The 12,602-nt window shown below is 67.5% G+C and carries 14 protein-coding genes, 1 tRNA gene and 1 pseudogene; 6 read left to right on the top strand and 10 right to left on the bottom strand.

The features are described 5' to 3' along the window. The first annotated feature begins 384 nt into the window (after window positions 1-384). Entirely contained in the window at window positions 385-1,788 is a 1,404-nt protein-coding gene (locus ACM6LR_RS15550) for an LCP family protein (RefSeq protein WP_414939548.1), read from the top strand. A 329-nt stretch (window positions 1,789-2,117) separates the two neighbouring features. After that, the gene (locus ACM6LR_RS15545; RefSeq protein ID WP_414939247.1) at window positions 2,118-2,588 is read left to right on the top strand and encodes a helix-turn-helix transcriptional regulator; all 471 of its coding nucleotides are present in this window, start codon (window positions 2,118-2,120) and stop codon (window positions 2,586-2,588) included. Window positions 2,589-2,659: 71 nt separating this feature from the next. On the opposite strand, the gene ACM6LR_RS15540 is transcribed toward ACM6LR_RS15545, so the two are convergent. Next, window positions 2,660-4,120, bottom strand: coding sequence for a flavin-containing monooxygenase (locus ACM6LR_RS15540; RefSeq protein WP_414943993.1), 1,461 nt, complete (start codon window positions 4,118-4,120; stop codon window positions 2,660-2,662). Window positions 4,121-4,242: 122 nt separating this feature from the next. Between ACM6LR_RS15540 and ACM6LR_RS15535 the strand changes: the two genes are divergently transcribed. Both ACM6LR_RS15535 and ACM6LR_RS15530 read left to right on the top strand, forming a co-directional pair. Beyond that, window positions 4,243-4,800, top strand: a complete 558-nt coding sequence (locus ACM6LR_RS15535) for a TetR/AcrR family transcriptional regulator (protein ID WP_414939549.1) — start codon at window positions 4,243-4,245, stop codon at window positions 4,798-4,800. 233 nt (window positions 4,801-5,033) lie between these two features. Next, entirely contained in the window at window positions 5,034-5,447 is a 414-nt protein-coding gene (locus ACM6LR_RS15530) for a hypothetical protein (RefSeq protein ID WP_414943992.1), read from the top strand. Between the two features lie 3 nt (window positions 5,448-5,450). Here the strand turns inward: ACM6LR_RS15530 and ACM6LR_RS15525 are convergent, their stop codons facing one another. Further along, window positions 5,451-5,672 carry a DUF3618 domain-containing protein gene (locus ACM6LR_RS15525; protein WP_076162544.1) on the bottom strand — a complete coding sequence of 74 codons (222 nt, stop codon included), beginning with the start codon at window positions 5,670-5,672 and terminating at the stop codon, window positions 5,451-5,453. 124 nt (window positions 5,673-5,796) lie between these two features. On the opposite strand from ACM6LR_RS15525, the gene ACM6LR_RS15520 reads away from it, so the two are divergent. Beyond that, a tRNA-Leu gene (locus ACM6LR_RS15520) sits at window positions 5,797-5,870 on the top strand. Window positions 5,871-5,891: 21 nt separating this feature from the next. Here the strand turns inward: ACM6LR_RS15520 and ACM6LR_RS15515 are convergent. The 8 genes and pseudogenes from ACM6LR_RS15515 to ACM6LR_RS15480 form a co-directional block, all read right to left on the bottom strand. Next, window positions 5,892-6,155 carry a hypothetical protein gene (locus ACM6LR_RS15515; protein WP_414939249.1) on the bottom strand — a complete coding sequence of 88 codons (264 nt, stop codon included), beginning with the start codon at window positions 6,153-6,155 and terminating at the stop codon, window positions 5,892-5,894. A gap of 43 nt (window positions 6,156-6,198) precedes the next feature. Next, a complete protein-coding gene (locus tag ACM6LR_RS15510) occupies window positions 6,199-6,822 on the bottom strand; it encodes a nucleotidyltransferase domain-containing protein (RefSeq protein WP_414943991.1) in 624 nt (207 codons plus the stop codon). A 253-nt stretch (window positions 6,823-7,075) separates the two neighbouring features. Continuing rightward, on the bottom strand, window positions 7,076-7,675 hold the full coding sequence (locus ACM6LR_RS15505) for a dihydrofolate reductase family protein (RefSeq protein ID WP_414943990.1): 600 nt from the start codon (window positions 7,673-7,675) through the stop codon (window positions 7,076-7,078). A 5-nt stretch (window positions 7,676-7,680) separates the two neighbouring features. Further along, window positions 7,681-8,484 (bottom strand): metalloregulator ArsR/SmtB family transcription factor, encoded by an 804-nt coding sequence (locus ACM6LR_RS15500; RefSeq protein WP_414939252.1) that lies wholly within the window; start codon window positions 8,482-8,484, stop codon window positions 7,681-7,683. Window positions 8,485-8,517: 33 nt separating this feature from the next. Continuing rightward, window positions 8,518-9,525: a methyltransferase gene (locus tag ACM6LR_RS15495; RefSeq protein ID WP_414943989.1), complete on the bottom strand. Its 1,008-nt coding sequence runs from the start codon at window positions 9,523-9,525 to the stop codon at window positions 8,518-8,520. 94 nt (window positions 9,526-9,619) lie between these two features. Next, entirely contained in the window at window positions 9,620-10,207 is a 588-nt protein-coding gene (locus tag ACM6LR_RS15490; protein ID WP_414939254.1) for an SDR family oxidoreductase, read from the bottom strand. Between the two features lie 13 nt (window positions 10,208-10,220). Beyond that, window positions 10,221-10,985 carry an aminotransferase class IV family protein gene (locus ACM6LR_RS15485; protein WP_414939255.1) on the bottom strand — a complete coding sequence of 255 codons (765 nt, stop codon included), beginning with the start codon at window positions 10,983-10,985 and terminating at the stop codon, window positions 10,221-10,223. A 153-nt stretch (window positions 10,986-11,138) separates the two neighbouring features. Next, a pseudogene (locus ACM6LR_RS15480) lies at window positions 11,139-11,568 on the bottom strand (PHP domain-containing protein); the annotation flags it as partial. Window positions 11,569-11,628: 60 nt separating this feature from the next. On the opposite strand from ACM6LR_RS15480, the gene ACM6LR_RS15475 reads away from it, so the two are divergent. Further along, window positions 11,629-12,573, top strand: a complete 945-nt coding sequence (locus ACM6LR_RS15475; protein ID WP_414939256.1) for a LysR family transcriptional regulator — start codon at window positions 11,629-11,631, stop codon at window positions 12,571-12,573. The last annotated feature ends 29 nt before the right edge of the window (window positions 12,574-12,602 follow it).

Raw genomic sequence — 12,602 nt, 5'->3', positions numbered from 1 at the left:
CGCGCGGCGCTGACCTGGCCTTATCCGTACCATTGACCGAGAACCGGTGGTGCTCGCCACATCTCCAGGGGGATGTGTAATCCTGCGACAACCCTCGACAGGCACCATGCGTCCCTTGAGGAGACCGTCAACCGGTAACGAAGAGAAGGAGCAGACCGCGTGGAGTACCCGCCTCGGAATGGGTATGGGGATCGACGTCCCGCCCGGCCAGGGCAGGACGCGCCCGGACGCATTCCTTCCCGCCCGGCCCCGCCGCGTGGGGCCAGGACGGCACCCGCCCGCCATGCCGCGGGCCCGCCGCCCCGGCGCCCGGAACCCCGGCGCACCCCGAGGCGATCGTTCCGCGGACCCAAGATCGCGCTGGGCCTCGTCTCGCTGCTGGTGGTGGGCCTGACCGGCTACGCGTGGGCGGCGATGGACGGCCTGACCTTCGCGAACGTCGGCATCGGCGCCGATGAGGGCGACAAACCCGCCGACGGCGCCCGCGACATCCTGCTCGTCGGCCTCGACAGCCGCACGGACGCGCAGGGCAACCCGCTGTCCAAGGAAGTCCTCGCCCAGCTGCGCGCGGGACAGGCCGACGGCGAACTGAACACCGACTCGCTGATCTTCGTGCACATCCCGAACGACGGCTCCAAGGCCGTCGCGATCTCCCTGCCCCGCGACTCCTACGTCGACATTCCCGGTGGCTTCGGCAAACACAAGATCAACTCCGCCTATGCCCGCGCGATGCTCGACGAGCGCAAGACGCAGCAGGAGAACGGCGTCTCCGACCCGAAAGAACTCGACCAGAAGGCCAACGAGGCCGGGGCGAAGACCCTGATCAAGACGGTCGAGCAGCTGACCGGTTCGACCATCGACAACTACGCCGCCATCAACCTGCTCGGCTTCAGCGAGATCACCCAGGCCATCGGCGGGGTCGACGTCTGCCTCAACGACGACGTCAACGACCAGTTCTCCGGCGCGAAGTTCACCAAGGGCCCGCACACCATCTCCGGTGTCGAAGCGCTCGGCTTCGTCCGGCAGCGCCACGGGCTACCGCGCGGCGACCTCGACCGGGTCGTCCGCCAGCAGGTGTTCATGGCCGGGATGGCGCGCAAGGTGCTCTCGGCGGGCACGCTCGCGAACCCTGGCAAGCTCAACGACCTGATCGCGGCCATCAAGAAGTCGGTCGTGCTCAACCAGAACTGGGACATCTTCGGCTTCGCGCAGCAGATGAAGAACCTGACCGGCGGCCAGCTCGAGTTCCGGACGATCCCGATCGTCAACATCGAGTACAAAACCCCGAACGACGGCGTCGCCATCCAGGTCGACCCGAAGCAGGTCAAGAACTTCGTGCAGGGGCTCGCGGGCCAACAGCCCGGCGAGCAGCCGCCGCCGTCCTCCGAATCGCCCAACAAGGCGACCACGGTCGACGTCCGCAACTCCACGAACCGGGACGGATTGGCCTCGACGGTGCTGAAGCAGCTCGTCGACAAGGGCTTCACCGCGGGCGACACGGCGACCGCCAGTGCGCGCAGGAAGACGGTGGTCTGGGTCGCCAAGGGCCAGAAGGCGGCGGGCCAGGCGGTCGCCGACGAACTCGGCGGCAATCCGACCGTCCAGGAGGACAAGAGCGTCGAGGCCGGGCACGTGATGGTCTTCCTCGGCTCGGACTTCAAGTCGGCGAGCGGCACCGGGGGCTCCGGGTCCTCACAGAACGCCGCCGGTTCGTCGGCCGCGGCGCCGCCGCCCGAGCAGTCCGGCGGGAAGCCGATCACCGCCGAAGGTGTCCCCTGCGTCAACTGACGCCCTCGCCGCACGGCGCCACCTCGGCACAGCACCTCCTCCGGCGCGTGTCGCGAAAGCCACTTTCGCGACCTCAGGCGTCCCGAAAGTGGCTTTCGCGACACGGCCGCACCGAGGGTGAGCGGCGTCGGTGTTCCACGACACCCACCCGAACACCTCTCAGAACAAGCATTCCTTCACCCATTCGGCCCAACAGGTCAAAAACGGTATGAAAAGCACCCCCGAAACCGCGTAAGAGCGGGCGTCCTGCCGACTTTCATACACGTGAGGGCGCTCGTCCCGCTTTTAGTCGAATGGGATGAGCGGTGGAGAAGGGCAGGGGATGGGGAGTGCTGATCGACGCTGAGAGCTATCAGCGGATACTCGGAGACGAGCTCCGCAAGCTCCGCCGCGAACGTGGCTGGACACGCAAGGAACTGAACCAGCATCTGCAGAGTGAGATCTCGCTCCAGACGCTGGCGACCTACGAGTTGGGCACCCGGCACTGTTCCGTGGTGCGCCTGGTCGAATTGTGCGTCGCGATGGACGAGCTGCCACAGGATCTGCTGGCCAAGGTGCATCGCCGGGTGTTCGTGGACGAACCGGGCCGCGTCCGGATCGACCTGCGCCTGGTGCTCAAGGACGACCAGGAAGAACTGTTCCCCCTGCGACGGTGGGCGGACGACCGGCTCAGGCGGTCGGGCGACGCCGGGAGCGCCGAAGTCGACCTCGACTTCGCGGCGCTGGAACGGATGGCCGAACTGTGCGGCATCCCCACCGTCGATCTCATCGGAAGGCTTCGCCGGCTCAACCCCTCATGAGCGCGGCATCCCCGGGTCCGTGAAGGCCATGCCCCCCATCTTGGCTTTCACGGACCCTCCCTCGTTCGTACTCAGCCGAGGAGTTCGTAGTCCTCGCGACGCACCTTGCGGGTGTCGAGCCAGTACCGCCAGGTGAAGCCCGGCCAGATCGTCCGGTTGACGCCCTTCGCGTCCAGGTACCAGCTCTTGCAGCCGCCCTGGGTCCAGATGCCCTTGGCGAGCTTGCGCTGGATCTCGGTGTTGAACCGCTCCTGTGCCTCCGGACGCGGGTCGAGCGCCTTGCCACGCCCGAGCCGCAGCGCTTGTGCGACGTAGGAGATCTGCGCCTCGATCATGAACACCACGGAGTTGTGCCCCAGCCCGGTGTTCGGGCCGAGCAGGAAGAACAGGTTCGGGAAGCCGGACACGGTGATGCCCTGATAGGTCCGCATCCCCTCGGCCGACCACTCCTTGCCGAGGTTGCGCCCGTCCCGGCCGATGATCTCCAGGTCGTCGAAGGCGTCGGTGACGTGGAACCCGGTGCCGTAGATGATCGCGTCGACCTCGTGCTCCACCCCGGAGCCGTCGACGACGCTGTGCTCGCGCACCTCGGTGACCCCGGTGGTGACGACGTCGACGTTGTCCCGCGCGAGTGCCGGGTAGTAGTCGTTGGAGACCAGGACCCGCTTGCAGCCCATGGTGTAGTCCGGCGTCAGCTTCCGGCGCAGTTCCGGATCCTTCACGCTCTTGAAGATGTTGCGCTTCGCGATGCGCTCACCGATCTTCATCACCCACGGCTGCCCGTTGAAACCGATCGCGCGGGCTTCGAGGCCCCAGTAGAGGACGTTGCGGAAGACGCGCTGCAGCAGGGGCACCGAGCCGAAGGCCTTCTTGAGCGCCGGCGGCATCTCGCGGTCCGGCTTCGGCATGATCCACGGCGGCGTCCGCTGGAAGAGCGTCAGCTCGGCGACGTCCGCCGCGATCCGCGGGACGAACTGGATCGCGCTCGCACCGGTGCCGACCACGGCGACCCGCTTGCCGTCGAGGTCGTAGTCGTGCTCCCACCGCGCGGAGTGGAACGCCCGGCCTTTGAAGTTCTCGATGCCCGGCAGCGCCGGGATCTGCGGCAGGTGCAGCGCACCGACTCCGGCGACCAGTGCCGGCGCGACGAACTCTTCGCCCGACTTCGACGCGACGTGCCAGCGATTCTCGTCGGCTTCCCAGCGGGCGCCGGTCATCTCCTGGCCGAAGCGGATGTAGCGGTGCAGGTCGTACTTCGCGGCGACGTCGCGCATATAGCGCCAGATTTCCGGCTGCGGCGAGTACGCGCGAGACCAGCCGGGGTTCTGCTCGAACGAGAACGAGTACATGTGCGAGGGGATGTCACAGGCGCAGCCGGGGTAGGTGTTGTCCCGCCACGTGCCGCCGACGTCGTCGGCCTTCTCCAGGATGACGAAGTCTTCGCGCCCCTCTTTCCGCAGCTGGATGGCCATGCCCAGACCGGAGAAGCCGGTCCCGACGATGACGACACCGGTCTCGGTGCGGTTGCCCATGACCCCGACCCCTCCTTCGTATTACCTGTTACCGAGAGTTCACCTTACTTGAAGTAGGTTACCTTCGGTAGAGTGTTGTGGTGACGACGGCGAAGCGCAAACGCATGCCCCGTGCGGAGCGGATGCGGCAGATGATCGAGATCGCCGAGGAGGTCTTCTCCGAACGCGGCTACGGCGCGGCGTCGATGGACGAGATCGCCGAACGCGTCGGCGTCTCGAAGCCGATGTTGTACGAGTACTTCAACTCGAAAGAGGGGCTGCTGCTGGCCTGCATCCAGCAGTCGAGGGCAGCGCTGCGCGAGGTCACCGAACGGGCGACCGTCGGCGCCACCACCGCCGAGGAGGCCTTGCGGCGGGGACTGCTCGCCTTCTTCGTCTTCATCCGGGAACGACGGCAGGCCTGGTCGCTGCTCAGGCACGAAATGGCGCTCATCGGCACCCCGGCCGCCGACGAGATCGAGCAGACCCGGCGCCAGCAGACCGACCTGATCGCCGCACTGATGAGCGGCTACTTCGAATCGGGCGACGACCTCCGCGCCGAGGCATCGGCGGAGTTCGTCGTCGGCGCGTGCGAACGGCTCGCGATCTGGTGCGAGCGACACGAGGACGTCAGCCCCGAAATGGCCACCGAATACGCGATGGACGTCCTCTGGTCAGGCCTGTCCGCGCGGGCCCACTGAAGCGACTGTGAAGATGCGCGTGCATTAGGCCATTCGGTCGTCACTCAGAGCACATTGCCCCCAGTGTCTTGTGACACAGAGTTGTCCTACTGTATCGATGACACTGTAGAAACCCTAATGGACCTCCACGACCTCCGCCAAGAGGGGGCGCCACCAACCGAAAGTGGCGTCATGGCGGTGGCGTGGCTCAGTCCACAGAGTGACGCATGCTCGCGAGGAGAGGGGTGAGGCGGATGACCGAACCGATCACCGCGTCGTATTTCCGAGAGGACGACGACTGGAAGGTCACGGTCAGCGGCTCCGGCAAGGAACTGACCGGTCGCGCGCCGGGCATCATCGCGGCGAGGGACCGGGCCGACCAGCTGGTCGAGAAACTGTCCCCGCCGGAAAGGTCGACCGTGGTGCACCTGCTCAACGGCAGTGCCCTCGAGTTCACCGCCGCCTACATGACGGCGCGGCTGACGCTCCCGGAGATCGAACCTCTCGAGGTTCCTCCCCCGGCGAACGGCAAGGCGAAAGAGAAGATCGCCGCCAAGCCGCCGATACCCCAGGGTAAGGAACTCCCGAAGGCCGTCGATGAGGCGAAGGTGCCCGAGGAGAAGACCGAGCCCGCCAAGACACCCGCCAAGGCGGCCCAGACCTCCTGAGAGCTACTTCAGGAGCTTGCGGATCAGCAGCACGCCGATCAGCACCGCCCCGCCGATGAGCGGGTACTTCACCTTGGGCTCATCCAGCTTCGCGCGCAGGCCGGTCTTCGCGGAATCCACCAGCTTCGCGGGGTTCGCCTTCGTGCCCAGTTGGTCGAGCGTGGCGACCAGTGCGTTCCTGGCCTGCTTGATCTCACGCTCGATGGTCTCGGGATCGCGAGCCACGTGTCCTCCTCGCCGCGACGAACTTGCAGGGGGCCCACGTTAGAGGACGCCACCCCCTCCGGCGGCACCGGCCACGCCGAGAAACGCCGATCGTGTCGCACGCTACGATTTCAGGGCGGTACTGGGGCCCGTAGCCCAATTGGCAGAGGCACACGGTTTAGGTCCGTGCCAGTGAGAGTTCGAGTCTCTCCGGGCCCACCCCACCTGCTCGCGGCTCGCTCAGCGGGCAGCAGCCACCCGGCGAGCCGTCTCGACCAGGGTCTGAGCCGCCCGGCCCGCGCGCTTGAACTCATCCGCCGTAGCCGGCGCTTCATCATGGTTCTCACCCCGCGCATGTTCGCCCAACCTGGCACAGCAGATGACGTCGGACGCGATTCCGGCGTGGACACACAAGGTCACGTATGCGTCGGCCGCGTCCTCGTGCTCGTCGGCGAGTTCACGGATCGTGTCCGCGGCCTCGATGAACTGGCTCGCCTTGTGCATGCGCCCTCGCCGGACACCCCCGCCGCACTCCCTGGTTCGCACGTCAGCCTTTTCTCTTTCGCAAGTGGCCTGCCAGCCATGCCCTGCTCCCGGCCACGGTGAGCCCGTCTCGTGCCACATCACGCAGAACGGCCTCGTCGTACGCCCGGTCGGCGAGTTCGGCTTCCGTGAACTCCAAAGGACGAGTGTCGTTTCCGACCCAGCGGGTCACCTCGATCGCCAATGCGTGAACCTGCGTTTCCCACCGGTCGTCGTCGGCGTCATCCGGCCGGATCAGCAGGAGGTCCACATCGCTGTCCTCCGTCATCCCGCCGCGCGCCGCCGAGCCGAACACCGCGGCATAGACCGGCGGGATCTCCCAAGACTCCAGGCGGTCTTCGATGCGTTCCAGGAGCGTCTTCTGAATCTGGGAGAGCCCGATGATGTGCTCCGCCGCGAGATGCTCACGGTTGAGCCGGTACGCGAAGGCGTTCCCGACCCGGTCGGACAGCACGACACCCTGCTTCGCCAGGCGCCGAAGCACCTTGCGAATCCCCTCCTCCGAATGCCTTGCCAGAAGACGATGCAACTGCCCGGTCGTGAAGATGCCGTCATGATTGGCGAGCACGGCGAGGACGTCGCCGTCGAGCGTGGGGGTGACCGTCATCAACGGTCGGCTCAAGTCCACGATCCAACTCCCTGAAGCAGTCTTCGGCAACGCCAAGTATAGTACTGAATACCCAACTATAGTACATATACCAGTCTTATAGTTGGCTCAGAGACTCCATCGGTGGCCATACCCGACGCGACGGCGCTCGAACGCGGAATCTCCGCCTGGTCAGCGCCCCTGGTACCGGGGATTTCGTTTCACGTGTCATGCCACCACGATCGCGCGGGAACACCCGGCGTCGCGTCGGTGACGTTCACCTTGTTCGGAGTGATCAGCGCACGCGGTCGTAGACCAAGGCCAGCTCGCCAAGCTCGCCGGCTTCCTGGTACGTCAGCTTCCACTTCGAAGCCGGCAGGCCGTCGACGAACAGCCGCTGCCCGCCGCCGGTGATCTCGGGGCAGATTATCAGGTACAGCCGGTCGATCAGGTCGTCCGCGAGCAGGGCCTTGATGACGCTCGCGCTGCTGTTGACCAGGATGTCGCCTTCACCGTCGGCCTTGAGATCGGCGACGACCTCGGCGGCGGGGGCGTTCACGACACGGGCGCGGTCCCACGGGGCCTCGGTCAGCGTCGTGGAGAAGACCACCTTTTCCGCGTCCACCAGCCACTTCGCGTAGGCGCGGTCGCGCGGGTCGGCGTTCTCGTCGCCGGCGACCATCGGCCAGAAGCCAAGGAAGCCCTCCGCGTTCAGTCTGCCGAGCAGCGCGGTCGTCGCGTTCTCGTGGATGCGGGCGAGGTGTCCGCGGGCGACGTCGGTGGTGGCGTACGAGACGATCGCTCCCATGTCACCGGGGCCACCGGGGCCGCTGTAGTGGCCGTCGAGGGTGAGGCCGATGTTCGCGGTGACGCGGCGGCCGGTCGAGTTCGTCATGTCGTTCAGTCCTTTTCCTGGGTGAGCCGGGCTGTGAGCTTGTCGAGCACCTGACCCCAGCCGGTTTCGATCCCGGCGATGAAGGGGACGGCCTCGACGGTGGTTTCGGTGATGCGCAGGTCCAGCCGGAGCCGGGTTCCGCCCGGCGCCTCGGTGAACTTCAGGTCGTAATGACCGGTGAAGAAGGTCTTTCCCTTGGCGTCCAGCACCGAGAGTTCGAACTCGAGTCGCTCGAGTTCCTTCGCGGCGTGGACTCTTCCGGTCGAGCGATACCGCCCCTCGGCGTCGCGATAGTCGAGAACGGCACGGCCGCCCGCCCACGGTTCGATGACGCAGTCGGTGACGGTCATCGACGGCGGAGCCCACCAGGACGCGAGCAGATCCGGCTCGGTCCAGTGCCGCCAGGCGACGTCCCGCGGCGCGGCCAGCAGGCGGTCGAACGAGAACGCGCGTCCGTCCGCCCACCTATCGCGGTCCGCGGCGGCGGAGTCCGCGCCGATCTTGGCTTGGTAGCGCGTGAGGACATCTCGCTCGCCCTCGTTCGCTCCGATGGTCGCGATCAGCTCGCCCAGCCGGTTTTCGAGATCCTTCAGCGGAACCGTCTCGACCGCGTAGACGCGACGCTGCCCGAGCGGGAAGACCGTCACGAGACCGACGCGAGCGAGGGTCTGGAGGTGCTTGGTGGTCTGTGGTTGCCGGAGGCCGGTCAGCTCGGCGAGCTCACCGACGGAACGAGGCCGTTCGGCGAGGAGTTCGACGATGCGCCACCTCGCTCCGTCTCCCAGCGCCGCTGCGATCTGCTGTTCCATGCCCCGAAGTATTCACTCATGAGAATATTCTTGTCAAGGAATATCTTGGATACGGAACTCCAGGAGGCTCCGCTCGTCGGTCAACGTCGTGACGGAGTCGAAGACCAGGTCGTGGGCGGCGGCGAGTTCACGAAGTTCGACGAGGCGCCGCTCGCGGCCGCCGTAGAGCACGAGCATGACCAGGTCCCACTCCGTTTGGGCCCCCAGCCCGCCGACCGCCTCGATGACGAGGACCCGGCCCCCGGGACGAGCCGCTTCGGCGCAGCGGGCCAGGATTCGGTGCGCGCGCTCGTCGTCCCAGTCGTGGAGGATGTCGGAGAGCAGATAGGCGTCCGCGCCGGCCGGGAGCGGGTCGAAGAAGCTGCCAGCGGTCACCTCGGTCCGGTCTTCGAGTCCCTGCGCACGCAGCTCCTTCTCGGCGCCTGCCGCGGTGGGCGCGAGATCGACGAGATGGCCGCGTACCGAGGGGTTGGCCGTCAGGATCGCGGCGAGCAGACTGCCGTGGCCGCTGCCGACATCGACGATCGTGCCGAAACGGGACCAGTCGAAACCACCGACGAGCCCCGGGATCTGCGCACTGAACCGCTGGGTCATCTGGTGGTCGAACGTCTCCCGGAGGCGCGGGTGCTCGGCGAGATCGGTCCAGAAGTCCTGGCCGTAGCGACGGAGGTAGCCCGCCTGGCCGGTGGCGATGCTGTGCGCGAGTTCGACGAACGCCAGCTCACCTCGCCCTCCGGCGGCCTTGATGTCCAGCAGACCGGCCAGGCCGTTTCCCGCGGCGGCGCGGAGATTCGCGCCGTATTCGGTGGTCCGGTAGCCGTTCGACGTCCGTTCGAGGACGCCCAGGGTGACGAGGTGACCCAGCAGCAGATCGAGCGCGAGCGGGGACTGGCCGAGTTCCGCCGCCAGTTCACCGGCGGCCGCACCGTCGCCGGACAGCCGGTCCGGCAGGCCGAGGGTGACCGCGACCCGCAGCGCCATCGGCGTCGCCAGCCCGGCCAGTCGAAGGAGTTCGTTTCTGTCGTCGTCTTGGTTCGCCACGAAGATCCACGATGGCAGCCCCGTCAAACGGGAATCCGGCCACGATCTCCCGCACACTGGCGGGCAATGTCTCCAGCCCGGCCCCGGCGGCCTTTCAGGGTGTCAGCGTCCGCCCGGTGAGGTCCGCGGTCTCCACGGCCTCGACGTAGCTCCGCGCGACCTCCGCCGCCGGGGTGCCGCCGTCCGGTTCGCCGAGCGCGGCCAGCGTTTCGCTCACCCAGCCGGGACTGACGGCGTTGACGCGGAGACCGCGTGGCAGTTCGCGCGCCGCCGCCGCGACGAACGCTTCGAGGCCGGTGTTCGTCAGGACGCCGAACGCGCTGCCGCGCAACGTCTCCGGGATCCGGCCAGCGGTCAGCGTCACCGACCCGCCGTCCGGCAGGTGCGGGATCGCGTGCCGCAGCAGGAACACCTGGCCGAGCAGTTTTCCTTGCAGGCCTTGGACGAACTCCTCGTCGCTGCCGCCGTCGACCGGGACGAGCGAGCCGCTCCCCGCACAGCACACGACGTGCTCGATCCCCGGTTCGGCGGCGAACACCGAGTCGAGCGTGCCGGGCCGCTCGACGTCCACCTTGAATTCGCCGGAGCGTGAGGCGGGGAGCACGGTGTGCCCGCGCGCGGTGAGGGCTTCGGAGACCGCGGCCCCGATCGTTCCGGTGGCACCGACCACGAGGATCTTCATCGGCGTCTTCCTTTCAGGGCTGGATAAGGGGTTCTGCCTGGTAAGCCTGGTGCAGCGAGGCCACGAAGGACGGAGCGTCCGGCATCGGCGTGGCGCCGATCCGGCGCACCGCGATCCCCGGCGTCCACGAGTTCATGACCACCGCGCCCGCGAGTTCCGGCAGAGCGGCGAGGGTGATCTCCTGGACCCGTTGCGGCACTTCCAGCCGCCGTCGCAAGATGTCCATCGTGGTACCCCGCAACAGACCGGCGTCGGGCCACACCACCGTATCGCCGTCCCAGAACGCCAGGTTCCAGATCGTCGCCTCACTGAGCCTGCCCTGGCTGTCGACGAACGCGGCGTCGTCGAACCCTTCGGCCACGGCCTGACGCCCGAAGTAGGTCTTCGCCATCTCGCCGGTGTGCTTGATCGAGGGCAGGACGCGTTCGTGCTCGACGGCCGCCAGCGTCAGCGGACCTTCCGGACCGGACGCCGGTGGCCGGGTTCGGATGAGGACTTCGAGTTCGCCCGGCAGGTGGATCGTCACGGTCAGGGAGACGTCGGCCGGACCGGACTCCAACGCCGTCCGCAGGTACGAGCGGATCCGGTCGTCAGGCACCGCACCGCCGAACAACTCCATGGACGCGGTCCGCAGCCGGTCCAGATGCAGGTCGAGACCGCGGACCCGGCCGTCACGCACCTGCATGGCCGTGAAGTGGGCGAACCCAGCGAAAGCCAGCGGCGCCAGGTCTTCCGCGGACGCCGTCCGCCCGTTTCGCTGTGCGACGAAGGAACTCATGCCCACAACATAATCCGGTCGCCTCGGCTCAGCGCGGCGTGCTGCCGGGAATAAACTTCGGCTCTCCCAAGGGCATCGAGCTGACCGCGACCGGGGTTTCCCCCTTGTGCGCCAGCAAGGCCTGTTTCAGTTCGAGAACCGCGTCCTCGTCGTCTCGTCCGACTTACTCAGCCGGAGCCTGGTCCGCACCTCACCGGACGGGCACCCGATGGTCGCGATGATGGGGTTCCCGGTCCATCCGCGGTTTGCGGTAGCAGCCCTCCAGACTGGCCAAAGAGGACAGTCGGAAAAGATTCCGCAGACCGGCCGCGTTCTCCGCGACCATGGTCGTACGCGTGTAGGCGCCGCCACCGGAGACGTCACCGCCGCGACGGTCCCAGAACACCGGCTTATCGTGGAAACGCGACTCGGGCGCGAGGGAAACCTCGATGCCGATCACCGGTTTGAGCCCGGCCTGGGTGGACTGCCGGTAGAACTCGTCGGCGCCCCACATGTTCCCGTGGTCGGTCATGCCCACCGCCGGCGTGCCGAACCGCTGGGCCTCGGTGAACAGCGGCGCTATCTTGGCCGCGCCGTCGGGCATCGAGTTGTCCGACAAGCGACACGCGGCGAGCGACAACCACGAGTGGTAAGAGGAGGACACATGGAACTCGACCTCGGCGCGGTGCGCGCTTTCGTCGCGGTGGCCGACGACCGGTACTTCGGCGAGGCCGCGATCCGGCTGGAGGTGAGCCAGCAGGCCATCTCCAAGCGGGTCGCGAAACTCGAAGCCGATCTAGGCGTGCGACTGCTGTCGCGGACGCGCGGAGGGGCCGAGCCGACCGAGGACGGCGAGGAGTTCCTCGCGCACGCTCGCGCGCTGATCAGCCTCGCGGACCACGCCGTCGAGCGTCTTCACGACAGGCGCCGTCCACTGCGCGTCGACGTCCTCGGCACACGATTGGCGACCATGGAAGTGATCCGGGCCTTCCACGCCGATCACGACGACGAACTGGAACTCGTCACGCCCGGACTGGGCGCGGTGCGCCGTCCGATGCTGCCCGAGTCGGTCGATGCCGCCTTCGCCCGTGTCAGCGCCGTGAAGGACCCCGCGATCGCCCGCACACCCGCCTACCTGGAGCCGGCGAACCTGCTGGTCGGGCGGCGGCATCCGCTCGCACGGCGACGGCGGGTGGAGATGGCGGAACTCGACGGCCTCACGGCCTGGATGCCGTACAACGCGCGGGCCAGCGAATGGGCGGAGTTCTGGCAGGAACTGTGCCCGGCGTTCGGCGTCCTCGTCGACACCGACGGCCCGAACTTCGGACTCGAACACCACATCGAGGTGCTCAGCGAGTCGAAGGACCGCCTGGGTTTCGTCGGCGCGAAGATGCACGTGCCCCGGCATCCGGACGTCGTCCAAATCCCGCTCGTCGACCCGACGCCGGTATATCCGTTCTCCCTGCTGTGGCGGCACGAGAACCGGCACCCGACGCTGCCGCTGCTGATCGAGCACGTGCGGTCCGGTTATCAGCCGTTCGACGCGGAGCGGCAGTGGCTCCCAGTGGCGGACCGGGCGGCCATGAGCGCCGCGGCCTGGAGTACATGAAGGCCCCCTTCAGGTACTTGGGCTTGCCT

The sequence above is a fragment of the Amycolatopsis sp. cmx-11-32 genome, from assembly GCF_047608695.1.
Taxonomy (GTDB): Bacteria; Actinomycetota; Actinomycetes; order Mycobacteriales; family Pseudonocardiaceae; genus Amycolatopsis.
The sequence above is the reverse complement of the archived record's forward strand: the minus strand, read 5'-3'. Positions and strand labels throughout refer to the sequence as shown.

Excerpts from the sequence above, each read along its gene's own strand:
- ACM6LR_RS15535 (WP_414939549.1), top strand. The coding sequence starts at position 4,243 with ATGCGGCAGATGATCGAGATCGCCGAGGAGGTCTTCTCCGAACGCGGC.
- ACM6LR_RS15490 (WP_414939254.1), bottom strand. The coding sequence starts at position 10,207 with ATGAAGATCCTCGTGGTCGGTGCCACCGGAACGATCGGGGCCGCGGTC.
- ACM6LR_RS15540 (WP_414943993.1), bottom strand. The coding sequence starts at position 4,120 with ATGGGCAACCGCACCGAGACCGGTGTCGTCATCGTCGGGACCGGCTTC.
- ACM6LR_RS15485 (WP_414939255.1), bottom strand. The coding sequence starts at position 10,985 with ATGAGTTCCTTCGTCGCACAGCGAAACGGGCGGACGGCGTCCGCGGAA.
- ACM6LR_RS15515 (WP_414939249.1), bottom strand. The coding sequence starts at position 6,155 with ATGCACAAGGCGAGCCAGTTCATCGAGGCCGCGGACACGATCCGTGAA.
- ACM6LR_RS15475 (WP_414939256.1), top strand. The coding sequence starts at position 11,629 with ATGGAACTCGACCTCGGCGCGGTGCGCGCTTTCGTCGCGGTGGCCGAC.
- ACM6LR_RS15505 (WP_414943990.1), bottom strand. The coding sequence starts at position 7,675 with ATGACGAACTCGACCGGCCGCCGCGTCACCGCGAACATCGGCCTCACC.
- ACM6LR_RS15530 (WP_414943992.1), top strand. The coding sequence starts at position 5,034 with ATGACCGAACCGATCACCGCGTCGTATTTCCGAGAGGACGACGACTGG.
- ACM6LR_RS15500 (WP_414939252.1), bottom strand. The coding sequence starts at position 8,484 with ATGGAACAGCAGATCGCAGCGGCGCTGGGAGACGGAGCGAGGTGGCGC.